The organism is Bradyrhizobium sp. WYCCWR15520, from assembly GCF_056174665.1.
This window is the reverse complement of sequence record NZ_JBWBWM010000027.1, coordinates 65,866-79,646: the sequence shown is the minus strand read 5'-3', so window position 1 is coordinate 79,646 and position 13,781 is coordinate 65,866. Positions and strand designations below refer to the sequence as shown.

15 protein-coding genes are annotated in these 13,781 nt (G+C 63.1%); 13 read left to right on the top strand and 2 right to left on the bottom strand.

What is annotated here, in order from left to right:
- Positions 1 to 25 precede the first annotated feature (25 nt).
- Positions 26 to 1,093 (bottom strand): ABC transporter ATP-binding protein, encoded by a 1,068-nt coding sequence (locus AC0QUY_RS28395; RefSeq protein WP_475389532.1) that lies wholly within the window; start codon positions 1,091 to 1,093, stop codon positions 26 to 28.
- A 192-nt stretch (positions 1,094 to 1,285) separates the two neighbouring features.
- Here AC0QUY_RS28395 and gntR point away from each other — a divergent pair, with 192 nt between their 5' ends.
- The 8 genes from gntR (at position 1,286) to AC0QUY_RS28355 (ending at position 8,108) form a co-directional block, all read left to right on the top strand.
- Positions 1,286 to 2,317, top strand: coding sequence for an HTH-type transcriptional regulator GntR (gene gntR / locus AC0QUY_RS28390; RefSeq protein ID WP_161854007.1), 1,032 nt, complete (start codon positions 1,286 to 1,288; stop codon positions 2,315 to 2,317).
- A gap of 191 nt (positions 2,318 to 2,508) precedes the next feature.
- On the top strand, positions 2,509 to 4,329 hold the full coding sequence (locus tag AC0QUY_RS28385; RefSeq protein WP_475389531.1) for an IlvD/Edd family dehydratase: 1,821 nt from the start codon (positions 2,509 to 2,511) through the stop codon (positions 4,327 to 4,329).
- Positions 4,330 to 4,465: 136 nt separating this feature from the next.
- The gene (locus AC0QUY_RS28380) at positions 4,466 to 5,200 is read left to right on the top strand and encodes an SDR family oxidoreductase (protein WP_475389529.1); all 735 of its coding nucleotides are present in this window, start codon (positions 4,466 to 4,468) and stop codon (positions 5,198 to 5,200) included.
- 81 nt (positions 5,201 to 5,281) lie between these two features.
- Positions 5,282 to 6,028 (top strand): SDR family NAD(P)-dependent oxidoreductase, encoded by a 747-nt coding sequence (locus AC0QUY_RS28375; RefSeq protein ID WP_475389528.1) that lies wholly within the window; start codon positions 5,282 to 5,284, stop codon positions 6,026 to 6,028.
- A gap of 41 nt (positions 6,029 to 6,069) precedes the next feature.
- Positions 6,070 to 6,453, top strand: coding sequence for a RidA family protein (locus AC0QUY_RS28370; protein ID WP_475389567.1), 384 nt, complete (start codon positions 6,070 to 6,072; stop codon positions 6,451 to 6,453).
- 55 nt (positions 6,454 to 6,508) lie between these two features.
- Positions 6,509 to 6,901, top strand: a complete 393-nt coding sequence (locus AC0QUY_RS28365; RefSeq protein WP_475389527.1) for a GFA family protein — start codon at positions 6,509 to 6,511, stop codon at positions 6,899 to 6,901.
- 50 nt (positions 6,902 to 6,951) lie between these two features.
- Positions 6,952 to 7,632, top strand: coding sequence for a site-2 protease family protein (locus AC0QUY_RS28360; protein ID WP_475389525.1), 681 nt, complete (start codon positions 6,952 to 6,954; stop codon positions 7,630 to 7,632).
- A 44-nt stretch (positions 7,633 to 7,676) separates the two neighbouring features.
- On the top strand, positions 7,677 to 8,108 hold the full coding sequence (locus AC0QUY_RS28355; RefSeq protein ID WP_475389524.1) for a hypothetical protein: 432 nt from the start codon (positions 7,677 to 7,679) through the stop codon (positions 8,106 to 8,108).
- A gap of 39 nt (positions 8,109 to 8,147) precedes the next feature.
- On the opposite strand, the gene AC0QUY_RS28350 is transcribed toward AC0QUY_RS28355, so the two are convergent.
- On the bottom strand, positions 8,148 to 9,059 hold the full coding sequence (locus AC0QUY_RS28350) for a helix-turn-helix domain-containing protein (RefSeq protein WP_475389523.1): 912 nt from the start codon (positions 9,057 to 9,059) through the stop codon (positions 8,148 to 8,150).
- A 169-nt stretch (positions 9,060 to 9,228) separates the two neighbouring features.
- Here AC0QUY_RS28350 and AC0QUY_RS28345 point away from each other — a divergent pair, with 169 nt between their 5' ends.
- The 5 genes from AC0QUY_RS28345 to AC0QUY_RS28325 are packed head-to-tail and all read left to right on the top strand — an operon-like array spanning position 9,229 to position 13,773.
- Positions 9,229 to 10,455 carry an amino acid ABC transporter substrate-binding protein gene (locus AC0QUY_RS28345; protein ID WP_475389522.1) on the top strand — a complete coding sequence of 409 codons (1,227 nt, stop codon included), beginning with the start codon at positions 9,229 to 9,231 and terminating at the stop codon, positions 10,453 to 10,455.
- A gap of 31 nt (positions 10,456 to 10,486) precedes the next feature.
- Positions 10,487 to 11,356: a branched-chain amino acid ABC transporter permease gene (locus tag AC0QUY_RS28340; RefSeq protein ID WP_246738189.1), complete on the top strand. Its 870-nt coding sequence runs from the start codon at positions 10,487 to 10,489 to the stop codon at positions 11,354 to 11,356.
- On the top strand, positions 11,353 to 12,297 hold the full coding sequence (locus AC0QUY_RS28335; RefSeq protein WP_475389521.1) for a branched-chain amino acid ABC transporter permease: 945 nt from the start codon (positions 11,353 to 11,355) through the stop codon (positions 12,295 to 12,297). The genes AC0QUY_RS28340 and AC0QUY_RS28335 overlap by 4 nt, the downstream gene beginning before the upstream one ends.
- On the top strand, positions 12,294 to 13,043 hold the full coding sequence (locus tag AC0QUY_RS28330) for an ABC transporter ATP-binding protein (protein WP_161853998.1): 750 nt from the start codon (positions 12,294 to 12,296) through the stop codon (positions 13,041 to 13,043). Before AC0QUY_RS28335 ends, AC0QUY_RS28330 begins: the two co-directional genes overlap by 4 nt.
- Complete coding sequence (locus AC0QUY_RS28325; RefSeq protein WP_475389520.1) at positions 13,036 to 13,773, top strand: ABC transporter ATP-binding protein; 738 nt, start codon at positions 13,036 to 13,038, stop codon at positions 13,771 to 13,773. The genes AC0QUY_RS28330 and AC0QUY_RS28325 overlap by 8 nt, the downstream gene beginning before the upstream one ends.
- Positions 13,774 to 13,781 lie beyond the last annotated feature (8 nt).

The window sequence follows — 13,781 nt, the reverse complement described above, 5'->3', positions numbered from 1 at the left end:
TTGCTCAGCCACTTTTTGTAATTGCTCAGCCATTCAGTCTCTTGCCAGTCGCCTCGTCAAACAGATGTACGAGCGACGGATCCGGCTTGAGCCGGATCTTGTCACCCGGATTGAATTGATGCCGCTCACGGAACACGGCGACCACCTGCTCTCCGCCGAGCTTGGCGAAGACCTGGGTTTCCGAACCGGTCGGCTCAACCACGATGATTTCGGCTTCGGCGCCGTCATCGGCAATGGTGAAGTGCTCGGGCCGCACGCCGTAGACAGCCGGCTGGCCTTCGGAATTGGTGGGCGCCGAGGCCAGCGGCAGTTTCACGCCGTTCGGACCTTCGAACCCGGCGCTGCCGTTCGACTTCACCTTGCCCTTGAGGAAGTTCATCGCCGGCGAACCAATGAAGCCCGCAACGAACTGGTTGGCAGGAGTGTCGTAGAGTTCGAGCGGGGTGCCCATCTGCTCGACGATGCCGTCGTGCATCACGACGATCTTGTCAGCCATGGTCATCGCCTCGATCTGGTCGTGGGTGACGTAGACCGTGGTGGTCTTCAGCCGCTGGTGCAGCTCCTTGATCTCGGTGCGCATCGCGACGCGCAGCTTGGCGTCAAGGTTGGACAAGGGCTCGTCGAACAGGAACACCTGCGGATCGCGCACGATGGCGCGGCCCATCGCGACGCGCTGGCGCTGGCCGCCCGACAACTGCCGCGGATAGCGATCGAGCAGCGGGGTCAGCGCGAGAATTTCAGCGGCGCGCTTGACGCCGGTGGCGATTTCATCCGGCTTGGCGCCGCGCAGCTTGAGCGAGAAGCCCATGTTGTCGGCGACGGTCATGTGCGGATAGAGCGCGTAGTTCTGGAACACCATGGCAATGTCGCGCTCTTTGGGCTGGACATTGTTGACGATGCGATCGCCGATCGAAATCGTTCCAGAGGTGATGTTTTCGAGGCCGGCGAGCATCCGCAGCAAGGTCGATTTGCCGCAACCAGAGGGGCCGACCAGCACGACGAATTCGCCATCCTCGATCGGAATCGACACGCCGTGCAAAACTTCAAAATTGCCGAACGACTTGCGCACGTCGCGAATCTGTACCGACGACATCGAATTCACTCCCCTCATTGTCTGTTATTGGCGCCGCAAGCGGGCGGCGGCGCCTTGCTGTCTTTTCGACTCTAATGCCGGAAGCCGAATTCAACGGTCATTATCATCCGCAGTTTGGCGGTTTTTAGCAATCCGATGGTAGCGCTGTCAATAATTGTTCAAACGTCTAATCTGTTGTGATATGAGCGCAAGATGGGACGAAAACAGACAAAGTCTGGCAAAATCCGCCTCACCGAGGTCGCCAAGCTCGCTGGCGTCAGCCCCATCACGGCATCGCGTTTTTTCAGGAACCCCGAAGCGCTGTCGGAGAGTAAGCGGGAACGCGTCGACAGCGCCGTGAAGGAACTGGGTTACGTTCCCAATCTCGCCGCGCGTGCACTCGCCTCCCACCGCACCGAAGTCATCGGCGTCGTGATTCCTTCCCTCACCAACAACGTATTCGCCGATGTGTTGCGCGGCATCTACGATTCATCCGAGGGCAGCCGCTACTCGATTCAGCTTGCCAATACGCGCTACAGCATCCTGCAGGAGGAAAAGCTGCTGCGGCTGTTCCGGGCGCAGAAGCCCGCAGGACTGATCGTCACGGGCATCAATCAGACCGCGGAATCGCGCACGATCCTGGAGTCGATGAATTGCCCTGTCACGCAGATCATGGAGATCGGCGACAGCCCGGTCGACATGATGGTCGGCTTTTCGCATTACGATGCCAGTTTTGCCGCGATCTCGCACATTCTGGAGCAAGGGCACCGTCGCATCGGATTTCTCGGCGCACGAATGGATCCGCGCGTGCAGCGGCGGTTCGAAGGGTATCGTGATGCCATGAAGGCGGCATCCCTGTTTGATCCGAACCTCGTCGTCACCACGTCGGTGCCGACGACCGTGACGCTTGGTGGGACGTTGTTCGCCGATCTTCTGGCGCGGACGGCCGAGATCGACGCAGTATTCTGCGTCAACGACGACCTGGCGCTGGGCGTGCTGTTCGAATGCCAGCGCCGCCAGATCGCGGTACCGCGCGACCTGGCCATCGTCGGCTTCAACGACCTCGAGTTCATGGCGTCCGCGGTCCCCTCCCTCACCAGCGTGCGCACCAATCGTTATGAGATGGGAAGACACGCCGTTACCATGGTGATCGACGCGATCGAAGGCCGCCGGCCGCGAGAGCCCGTGCTCGACCTAGGCTTTCAGCTCATGGTGCGCGAAAGCTCGATGCCGCAAACGACGTAACGATGACGTCAGACAGAAGGTCGCAGCGGGTGGCGAAAATGGTAGCGCTACCTTTTGGGGCGAATTAGGATTGATTGACCTGAAACCGAATGGCGCGGGCGAGTGCGTTTGCAGCGGATGAAATTTTCAGCATTGTGCAATCGCTGCCTCGATTTGAACCGCTCACCGGATTTGCAGTGCGGGAGGAACCAATGAAAAAGAACGACAACAAGACTGCCACCAACGGTAAGGGCCGCAGGCTGCGTTCCCTCGAGTGGTTCGACAACCCGCACAATCCGGGCATGACCGCGCTCTATCTCGAGCGCTATCTCAATTACGGCCTGACCCGGGAAGAATTGCAATCGGGCAAGCCGATCATCGGCATCGCCCAGACCGGCAATGACCTCTCGCCGTGCAACCGGCATCATCTCGAGCTGGCGCACCGGGTACGCGAAGGCATTCGGGCCGCCGGCGGCATCGCCATGGAATTTCCGACGCATCCGATCCAGGAGACCGGCAAGCGGCCGACGGCGGCGCTCGACCGCAACCTCGCCTATCTCGGCCTGGTCGAAGTGCTGTTCGGCTATCCGCTCGATGGCGTGGTGCTGACCACCGGCTGCGACAAGACCACGCCGGCCTGCCTGATGGCGGCGGCGACTGTCAATCTGCCCGCGATCGTGCTTTCCGGCGGCCCGATGCTGAACGGATGGTTCAACGGAGAACGCACCGGGTCTGGCACCATCGTCTGGAAACAACGCGAGCGGCTTGCCGCCGGCGAAATCGACTACAACGAGTTCATCGAAATCGTGGCCTCCTCGGCCCCGTCGGTCGGCCATTGCAACACGATGGGCACGGCCTCGACGATGAATTCGTTGGCGGAAGCGCTCGGCATGTCATTGCCCGGATGCGCGGCGATCCCCGCGCCCTATCGCGAGCGCGGCCAGATCGCCTATGAGACGGGAAAACGGATCGTCGAGATGGTCTGGGAGGACCTCAAACCCTCCGACATCCTGACCCGCAAGGCGTTCGAGAACTGCATCGCTGTGAATTCGGCGATCGGCGGCTCGACGAACGCGCCGATCCACATCAACGCGCTGGCGCGGCATATCGGCGTCGACCTCTCGATCGACGACTGGCAGAAGCACGGCCACGACATCCCGCTGCTGGTGAACATGCAGCCGGCCGGCTTCTATCTCGGCGAAGAATATCATCGCGCCGGCGGCGTGCCGGCGGTGGTGCGCGAATTGATGGCGCAGAAGCGGATCCATGAAGATGCCGTCACGGTCAACGGCCGCACCATCGGCGAGAACTGCCGCGAGGCGCCCAAGCCCGACGGCGACGTGATCTGGAGCTACGACAAGCCGCTGGTGAAGGACGCCGGCTTCCTGGTGCTGCGCGGCAACCTGTTCGATTCCGCGATCATGAAGACCAGCGTGATTTCGAAGGAATTCCGTGAGCGCTACCTGGTCAATCCGAAAGACCCGAATGCGTTCGAAGGCCGCGCCATCGTATTCGAGGGACCGGAGGATTATCACGACCGGATCGACGATCCCTCGCTCAATATCGACGAGCACTGCGTGCTGTTCATCCGCGGCGCAGGGCCGATCGGCTATCCCGGCGGCGCCGAGGTCGTGAACATGCAGCCACCCGCCGCACTGATCAAACGCGGTATCCTGTCTCTGCCCTGCATCGGCGACGGACGGCAGTCCGGCACGTCGGGTTCGCCGTCGATCCTTAACGCCTCGCCGGAAGCCGCCGCCGACGGCGGGCTGGCGATCCTGCGGACCGGCGACAAGGTTCGCATCGACCTCAACAAGGGCGACGCCAACATCCTGATATCAAGCGACGAATTGAAGAAGCGTCGCGCCGAATTGAAGGACAAGGGCGGCTTCCCCTACCCGGCCAACCAGACGCCGTGGCAGGAGGTTTATCGCTCGACCGTCGGCCAGCAGGCCACTGGCGCCTGCATGGAGCTTGCCACGCGCTATCAGAATATTGCCGGCACGGTCGGTGTGGCGCGGGATAATCATTAGCCACCCTTCATCAGGCAATCACCGTCATTGCGAGCGTAGCGAAGCAATCCAGAAATCCCCCTGCGGAAACGATCTGGATTGCTTCGTCGCTTCGCTCCTCGCAATGACGAAAAGGAAAACCAAGGAGAAGAAAAACATGTCAGACCGCCTGAAGGGCAAGCGTGCTTTCGTCACCGCGGCAGCCGTCGGCATCGGCCGCGCCTGCGCGGTGGCTTTTGCGCGTGAAGGCGCAACCGTGTTCGCCACCGATATCGACGAGGCCAAGCTCGCCGCGCTCAAGGGTGAAGGCATTGCCGAAGTGGCCAGGCTCGACGTGCGCGACAGCGCAGCGGTCGCCGCCATGGCCAAACGCGCCGGCCAGACCGACATCCTGCTCAACGCGGCGGGCTTCGTGCATCACGGCACGGTGCTGGATTGCTCCGACGAAGACTTCGATTTTTCGTTCGACCTCAACGTCAAGTCGATGCACCGCACGATCCGCGCATTCCTGCCGGCCATGCTGGAAAATGGCCGCGGCACGATCGTGAACATCTCGTCCGCCGCGGGCGTCTTCAAGGCCGCGCCGAACCGCTACGTCTATGGCGCGACCAAGGCCGCGGTCGCCGCGCTGACGCGCTCGGTCGCGACCGACTTCATCGCCAAGGGTATCAGGTGCAATTGCATCTGCCCCGGTACCGTCGAAACCCCGTCGATGCTCGATCGTGCGGCGGCCGCAGGCCCCAACGGCCGCGAGATGTTCATCGCGCGACAGCCGATGGGACGGCTCGGCACCGCCGGGGAGATCGCCTCGCTCGCCGTCTATCTCGCCAGCGATGAGAGTGCGTTCACGACGGGCGTCGCGCACGTCATCGACGGCGGCTGGACGTTGTGATCTTAACCTCTCCCCGCGAAGAGCGGGGCGAGGGAGTAGACCGTCGATGCGGCGCCGAATTGAAATGAGAGGACCACCTTCATGAACAAGATCGATCTGAACGGCCGTTGCGCAGTCGTCACCGGCGGGGCGCAGGGTTTTGGACGCGCGATCGCCGAGCGGTTCGTCGCGTCAGGCGCGAAGGTCGCGATCTGGGATCACGACCTGCCGTTTGCGGAAAAGACCGCCAAGGAAATCGGCCCGGCCGTCTCGGCGTTCAAGGTCGACGTCTCCGATCTCGTCGCCGTCGAGAAAGCCCGCGACGAGACGCTGAAGGCGCTCGGCAAGATCGATATCCTCGTCAATAATGCCGGCATCGCCGGCGTCAACGCAACGGTGTGGGAAACCGACCTCGACGAATGGCGCAAGGTGATGCGCATCAATCTCGACGGTCCCTTCATCTGCTGCAAGGCGGTGGTGCCGGCGATGCTCAAGCAGAAATACGGCCGCATCGTCAACATCGCCTCGATCGCCGGCAAGGAAGGCAACCCCAACGCCGCGCATTATTCGGCCTCGAAGGCCGGTCTGATCGCGCTGACCAAGTCGCTCGGCAAGGAGCTCGCGCAGCACGACATTCTCGTCAACGCGGTAACGCCGGCGGCGGCGAAAACCGCGATCTTCGATCAGCTCACGCAGCAGCACATCGACTTCATGCTGTCGAAAATTCCGAAGGCGCGTTTCGTCCTGGTGGAAGAACTCGCGGCGATGGTGGCGTGGCTTTCGTCGGAGGATTGCGCGTTCTCGACCGGCGCCGTGTTCGACATTTCGGGCGGACGAGCAACTTATTAGCCGATCGACGGCTGCAAATAGCTGGACCAGAAACAATGCCGTTGAAACTTCGATCGATAAACGCCAAGTCGGCCCCTGAGGCGGTCGGCGGTTATTCCCAGGCCGTGGAAACAACGAACAGCATCCGGCGGCTTTACATCAGCGGTCAGATTCCCATGGCTCGCGGCGGCGCGGTGCCTGACAGCTTTGCTGAACAAGCGAAGTTTGTATGGGCCAACGTCCTTGCACAGCTCGAAGCCGCAGACATGACGATCGGCAATCTGGTGAAGGTTACGATCTTCCTGTCCGACAGAAAATACGCGCTCGAAAACCGTCAAGCGCGACAGGAGGCTTTGGGTGGGCACGCCCCCGCGCTCACCGTTATCATTGCAGGCATTTTCGACGAAGCCTGGCTATTGGAAATAGAAGCCATTGCCGAGGCGTGACGGGTCTCACCAGGATATCAACCGCCAGAACGGTGAATGCAGCCGCGGAGACACAATGACCAGAGAAGGCGGATGCCTGTGTGGCGCGGTCAGGTTCAAGACCGAGGGCGAGCCGGTCAACGTCCGGATCTGCCATTGCCGCAACTGCCAGAAGGCGATGGGCTCGCCGTTCTTTGCCCGTGCGCTGTTCGACCAGCGGAATCTGACCGTCTCGGGTGATACCGCGCGCTATCCGTCGTCGGAAGCGCTCGACCGGGTATTCTGCAAGGTTTGCGGGACAAGGCTGTTTTCCCGGCGCACCAACGGCACCGTCGTCGGCGTGGCGCTCGCCGTCTTCGACGACCGCAACGCTTTTGTGCCGACTGAGCACATCTGGGTCTCGGAAAAGATGGCGTGGGTGCGGCTTGATGACGGCCTGCCGCAATATCAGGAGACGGTTCCCCAGTGACGCGGGCGTGCTAGGCTAGCGGCTTCGACGCGCAAACCGGGGCAGACCGCTTGAACATCACGCTCTACGGCATTTCGGTCTGGGTGCTACCGCTCCTGATCGCCATCACCTTCCATGAGGCCGCGCACGCCTTCGTGGCATACAAGCTCGGCGACAATACCGCCCAACAGCTTGGCCGGGTCAGCTTCAACCCTTTCAAGCATATCGATCCATTCGGCACCGTGATTCTGCCGGGACTGCTTCTGCTGGCGCACTCTCCGTTCCTGTTCGGCTACGCCAAGCCGGTCCCGGTGAATTTCCGAAACCTTAACCATCCCCGGCTCGACATGGTCTGGGTGGCGCTGGCCGGCCCCGCCACCAACATCGTCCTGGCGACGATCGCAGCGTTTGCCTTCCATGCCCTGCCCCTGGTACCTCCCGATGCAGCCAAATGGACCGCGGACAACCTCAAAAATACGTTCCTGATCAATATCGTGCTGGCGATCTTCAACATGATGCCGATCCCGCCGCTGGATGGCGGCCGGGTCGCCGTCGGGTTGCTGCCGCGGGTGCTGGCTTACCCGCTGTCGCGGGTGGAACCGTACGGGATTCTGATCCTGCTCGGTCTTTTGATCCTGCTTCCGGTCATCGGGACGCAGCTCGGCCTAAATCTTGATGTTATTTCGGCGATACTGCGGACTCTTATCGGATATGTGATGAGCGCGCTTCTCTTCATCACCGGCAACGCTTAAACTTCCGATAGAACAAGCGCGCAAGGGAAGAACCGACCCGGGCCATGGCGACAAAAGCTGCCGATATGTTGATTGCACGACGCGCCGATACCCGGGCGAGGGCAGATTTCGCAACCTGGAAAATGCTGGCCAAGCTTAACGGCTTCTCCGCCCTGCCCGCCGAAGCGCAGAACTTTTTGGAAGGCTACCGGCAATTGTTGGCGAGGATGACCGAGGCGGACGCCTCCGAGGCCACCATCCAGCTCATGTACAAGAGCTACTATGCCGAGATGGGCGGCTCCGGAACGCCGCCCGAGCTGCCTTCGCGCGCGGCCGAGCCGGTCAAGGAGGCAGGCAACGTCACCGCGTTCCGACGGCCGCCGCCGCGGCCCAAGCCTGCCGCGTCCGGACCTCAGACCAAACCACGGCTCCCGGTGGCGCTGATCTTTGCGTGCCTCGCCATTGTCTATGTCAGCATCCGCTTGTACTGGCGCTGACACAGCCGCTTCGGACCACCATACTTCGGACCATTGTACTTATGGCCACGCCGCATAGGACGGACCGCTGCGTGCGTGCTCGAGTCTTATCTGCCGGCGATAGTTTCCCGGCGATGCGCCGCGGTACTTGCGGAAGAAGCGGTTGAAATAAGCCGGATCGCGAAAACCCAATCCGTATCCGATCTGCTCGACGGGAAGATCGAGCTGCTGCAGGCGCGTGCAGGCTTCGCGGACCAGGCGCTCGTGAATGATCGCGCGCGGGCCACAGCTTTTCTCGCGCTGGCAATGCGCATGCAGTTTGTCGGACGTGACGCCGAGCGCGTCCGCATAGCGCGCCACCGGCCAGCCGTCGCGGTAATGCAGTTCGACCATTTGTAGGAAATTGCCGACCAACGCCGGACCGCCGCCGCGCGCCGCAACCTCGTGACGCTCGTCATGCGAGGCGCTGAGCCGCCAGAGTTGCAGACATAGCAGAAGCAAATGCGAGGAGATCAGCGTCGCGCCGCCAAAGCCGGGGGCGCGCAACTCAGCCACGATGGCCCGGCAAGATTCGGCGACCGTATCCAGAGAGGGCGGAAGCGCTTCGCCTAATATCAGCGCAACGCGCTCGGTGGTCCTGCGCAGATGCAGCGCCTCGGCCGTGCCGGCGATAACCTTGATCAGGAAATCGTCGTCGACCGATAGCAGGAAGCCCTCCGCGCCGGGCCCCACTTCGATCGTCGCATCGGTGCTGCCTGGCAGCCAAAGCAGCGTCGGCGCTTCCATCGCAACACTGGTCCCGTGCCAGGACGCACGGCCGCGATCCGATTGCAGCAGCAACAGATGCGCCCGCCGCTCGGACCTCTGGCGGATCACCCAAGATCTGGCCGCCAGCGCCGCCGAAAATGCCTCCGCCCGCACCGCCAGTGCGATGCCGACCGGCAGTCCATTCAGTCCTGGTGATACCAACATGCCCCCGCCTCCTGAGACAATCCGCCGCCAGTGAACCGGGGCGTTTGCCAGAAAAGTACAATCTTTCCCCGGCTTCGTCCAATTCCAAGCGTCCCGCCACCTCCCCTAACGTCAGGACGATCATGAGCGCCAGTTCAATGGCGCCGGTCGCATCACCCGGGAGGAGAACATGACGACATTGTTGACGCGCCGTGCCGCCCTGCTGGCGGCCGCTACCTGCGCCGCCACCATCGGCCTCGCCGCCATCGCCGAAGCGCAAACCTCGATCAAGATCGGCTACGCGATCTCGCGCACCGGCCCCAATACCGGCGGCGCCGCCGTCACCACCATTCCCAACTACGAATTGTGGGTGAAGGAAGTAAATGCCGCCGGTGGCATCAAGCTCGGCGACAAGCGCGTCCCGATCGAGGTCGTGCAATATGACGACCGCTCCAACGCCGAAGAGGCCGTGCGCGCGCTCGAACGGTTGATCAATCAGGACAAGGTCGATTTCATTCTGCCGCCCTGGGGCACCGGCCTTAATCTGGCGGTTGGACCGACGCTGAACCGCGAAGGTTATCCGCACCTCGCCGCAACCGCCGTGACCGATCGCGCGCCGGAACTCGCCAAGCGCTGGCCCAACAGTTTCTGGCTGCTCGGCACGTCAGCGGATGCCGCCAAATCGCTGGTCGAACTCTTGAACAAATTGCGCGACGAAAAGAAGATCGGCGACACGGTGGCGATGGTCAGCATCGCCGACGGTTTTGGCATCGATCTGTCCGGCGCGGCGCGGCCGGCGCTCACCAATGCGAAGTTCAAGCTCGCCTACGACAAGACCTATCCGATCGGCACGCAAGACCTGGCGCCGATCGTCAACGAGATCAAGGCGCTCAATCCCGATGTCTTCATCGCCTTCAGCTACCCTCCGGATACGCTGGCGCTGACCGAGCAATCGCGCATCGCAGGCCTCAATCCAAAAGTGTTCTATACCGGCGTCGGCACCGCCTTCCCGCTCTACAAGCAAAAGTTCGGCAAGAACACCGAAGGCGTGATGGGCATCGGCGGCTGGAGCGGCGACAGTCCGGCGATCAAGGACTACCTCGCTCGCCACAAGGCCTCCGCCGCCAACGGCGCCGAGCCGGACCGCTGGGCGAGCGCGGTGACCTATGCGAGTCTGCAGATGCTGCAGCAGGCGATCGAACGCGTCGGCAAGGTCGACCGCGCCGCTGTCATCAAGGATCTGCAGACCGGCTCATTCGACACCGTGATCGGCAAGGTCAAGCTCGAGAACAACATGCCGACGCGCTACTGGTGGGTCGGCCAGTGGCAGGATGGCGAGTTCTACGGCATCGCGCCGGCCGGCAACGAAGGCGCGCGCAAAGCGATCGTGCCGAAGCCGGCGTGGGTGGCGCCGTAACGTTCAAGACAGCGAGGCGGCCGGCCAAGCCATGACCAACGCCATTCTGACCGGCCTGATGCTGGGCGGCATGTATGCGCTCATCGCCATGGGGCTCACGCTCCAGTACGGCGTTGCGCGCATCATGAACCTATCCTACGGCGAGTTCCTGATCGCCGCCGCCTTTGCATCGCACTGGCTGTTCACGGGCTGGGCCGTCAGTCCCTTTGTCGGACTGGCGCTGGTCGTTCCCCTCGCCTTCGTGCTGAATTTTGCGATCTACAAGATACTGCTGACCCCGCTGGTGCGCCGCGCGCCGAACCGCGATGCGCTCGAGGTCGACAGCATTCTCGCTACCTTCGGGCTCACCTTCGTCATTCAGGGCTCGATGCTGGCACTGTTCGGCGGAGCCTATTACAGCTATTCCTTCCTGGCCTTCCCGGTGCAGTTTCTCGGCGAGACGGTCGCCGCCAACCGCCTCACCGCGCTTGGCATCACCATCGTGCTTGGGCTCGCGCTCTATGCCGCGCTGACACGCACCCGCGCCGGCACGGCGATACGCGCGGTTGCCGTCGATCCCTTCGCGGCCCAGCTTGTCGCCATCAATGTGCCGCAGGCGTCCGCCCTGACCTTTGCGCTCGGCGGTGCGCTGGTCGCCGCGGCCGGCGTGCTGGTCAGCACATTCCTCACCTTCAGCGCATCATCCGGCGTGGTCTTCACCATGAAGGCGTTGATCGTCGTGGTGATGGGAGGCGTCGGCAACATGCTGGGCTGCCTGATCGCGGGGCTGGCGCTTGGCCTCAGCGAGGCGCTGGTTGCCTCCTATGTCGATCCCGGGCTTACGCTTGCGGTGAATTTCGCGCTGTTTCTCGCCGTGCTGCTGGTGAAGCCGGCCGGCCTGTTTGGCAGGGCGACGCGATGAGCGCGCGTATCGCTGGCTTCGGCTTCCTTTCGCTGGCAGCAATCGCGCTGCTGGCCTTCGTCCCCCGTCTCGGCAACGCCTACTATCTCGCGCTTGCCATCAGCCTGCTGCAATACACCGTGCTGGCGACGGCCTGGGGTATGTTCTCAGGACCCACCCGCTATGTCTCGCTGGCCACGACCGCCTTCTTCGGCGTCGGGGCCTATACCGTCGCGGTGCTCGGCGAAATCCTGCCCTGGCCGCTGGTGCTGCTGACCGCCGCGGCGCTCGGCGCCATTGTCGCCGCCATCGTCGGGCTGTCGACGCTGCGCCTGAGCGGCGTCTACTTCGTCATCTTTACCTTTGGTCTCACGGAGCTGATCCGCCAGCTCGTGGTCTGGTTCGAGGTCAACAAGTCGCGCGTGCTCGGACGCTATGTCTTCGTCAACATCACCCAGGCCGATATTTACTGGCAGTTGCTGGCGCTGACCGCCGCGGTGTTCCTGCTGGGCTGGCTGATCGCGCGCTCGCGCTTAGGCTTTGCGCTGCGGGTGATCGGCGAGGACGAGACCGTCGCAAAGCATTGCGGGGTCAATACCACCTTCGCAAAAGTCGCCCTGTTCACGATCAGCGCCACGGTCATGACGCTGGTCGGCGCGATCATGGCGCCGCGCTGGACCTATATCGAGCCGTCGATCGCCTTCAATTCGATGATCTCGTTTCAGGTGCTGATCATGGCGCTGCTCGGCGGCGCGCACCGGCTGTGGGGGCCGGTGCTCGGCGCCGTGCCGCTGACGCTGCTGTTCGAACTGTTGAGCGCACGCTTTCCCAACACGTTCACGATCATCCTCGGCTGCATCTTCCTGTTGATCGTCTACATGCTGCCGCGGGGCGTGGCCGGATTGTTCGAGAAGCTGTCGACGACGTCTGCCGGCAAAACCACGCAACGGGTAGCCGCATGAGCCAGGGCACCCAAACGACCGTGCTCGAAATCGACGGCCTGCGGCGCGCGTTCGGCGGGCTGGTCGCGGTGAACGATCTCGGCTTTTCGGTCGGACAAGGCGAAATCATGGGCCTGCTCGGTCCCAACGGGTCGGGCAAGACGACAGCGCTCAATCTGATATCGGGCGTGTTGCGTCCCGATGCCGGCACCATCCGCCTGATGGGCCAGAACATCGCGGGCCTTGCGTCGTACCGGATCGCACGGCTTGGCCTTGCCCGGACGTTCCAGCTCGTCCGCGTGCTCGATGGCATGGACTGCCACGAGAACATCAAGGCAGGGCTGGCGTTCCAGAGACCCCATCTGCCCGCCGCCGAAGCCGAGCTTCGGATCGACACGCTGCTCGATCGCGTCGGCCTTGCCGGGCACGGCCGGCGGCCCGCGGCCGACCTCACCTATATCGACCGCAAGCGCCTGGAACTCGCGCGCGCCCTCGCCGCGAAGCCGCGATTGCTGCTGCTAGACGAATGGCTCGCCGGCCTCAATCCCTCCGAGCTGGCAATCGGCATCGATCTGATCCGGTCGTTGAAGGCGGAAGGGATCACCATCGTGCTGGTCGAGCATGTGATGGCTGCGGTGCGCGCCCTGTGCGACCGCTGCATCGTCATGAGCAGCGGACGCAAGATTGCCGAGGGTGCCACCGCGGACGTGTTGAGCGATGCCGCGGTCGTCAAGGCCTACCTCGGCGGAGTGGCTGCGGATGCTTGAGGTCAAAAATCTCAGCCTCGCCTATGGCCTGCACCGCGCGCTCGACGGCGTCGCGCTCCATGTCAACAGCGGCGAGATCGTCACGATCCTCGGCGCCAATGGCGCCGGCAAAACCTCGCTCCTGAAAGCCATCGCAGGCGTTGTGCGTACGCTGCCCGGCAAGCAGGTGAGCCTCGGCGGCCGTGACATATCCGTGCTTCCGCCGCACGACATCGTCGAAAGCGGACTGGCGCTGGTGCCCGAGGGCCGCGGCATCTTCGGCGATCTGACGGTGAAGGAAAACCTCCTGCTCGGCGCCAATCCAAAGCGCGCCCGCGAGGGCGAAGCGCCGCGGCGCGAGCAGGTATTTTCGCTGTTTCCGCGCCTGCGCGAACGCGCCGCCCAGATCGCGCGCACCATGAGCGGCGGCGAGCAGCAGATGCTCGCGATCGGCCGCGCCCTGATGTCCAATCCGGATATTCTGCTGCTCGACGAGCCGTCGCTCGGTCTCTCGCCTGCCATGGTGCAGGAATTGTTCGCCACCCTGCTGCGGGTACGCGAGGCCGGCGTCGGATTGCTGCTCGTCGAGCAGAACGCGCAGGAAAGCCTGCGGATCGCCGACCGCGGTTATGTGCTTGAAAACGGCATCATCGTCGGCCACGGCAGCGCCGATCATCTGAAGTCCGATCCCGCCGTCCAGCGGGCCTATCTCGGCGGCGTGCCGCCGGCCACCGCCACACCGTCATCGTAACGCCACCG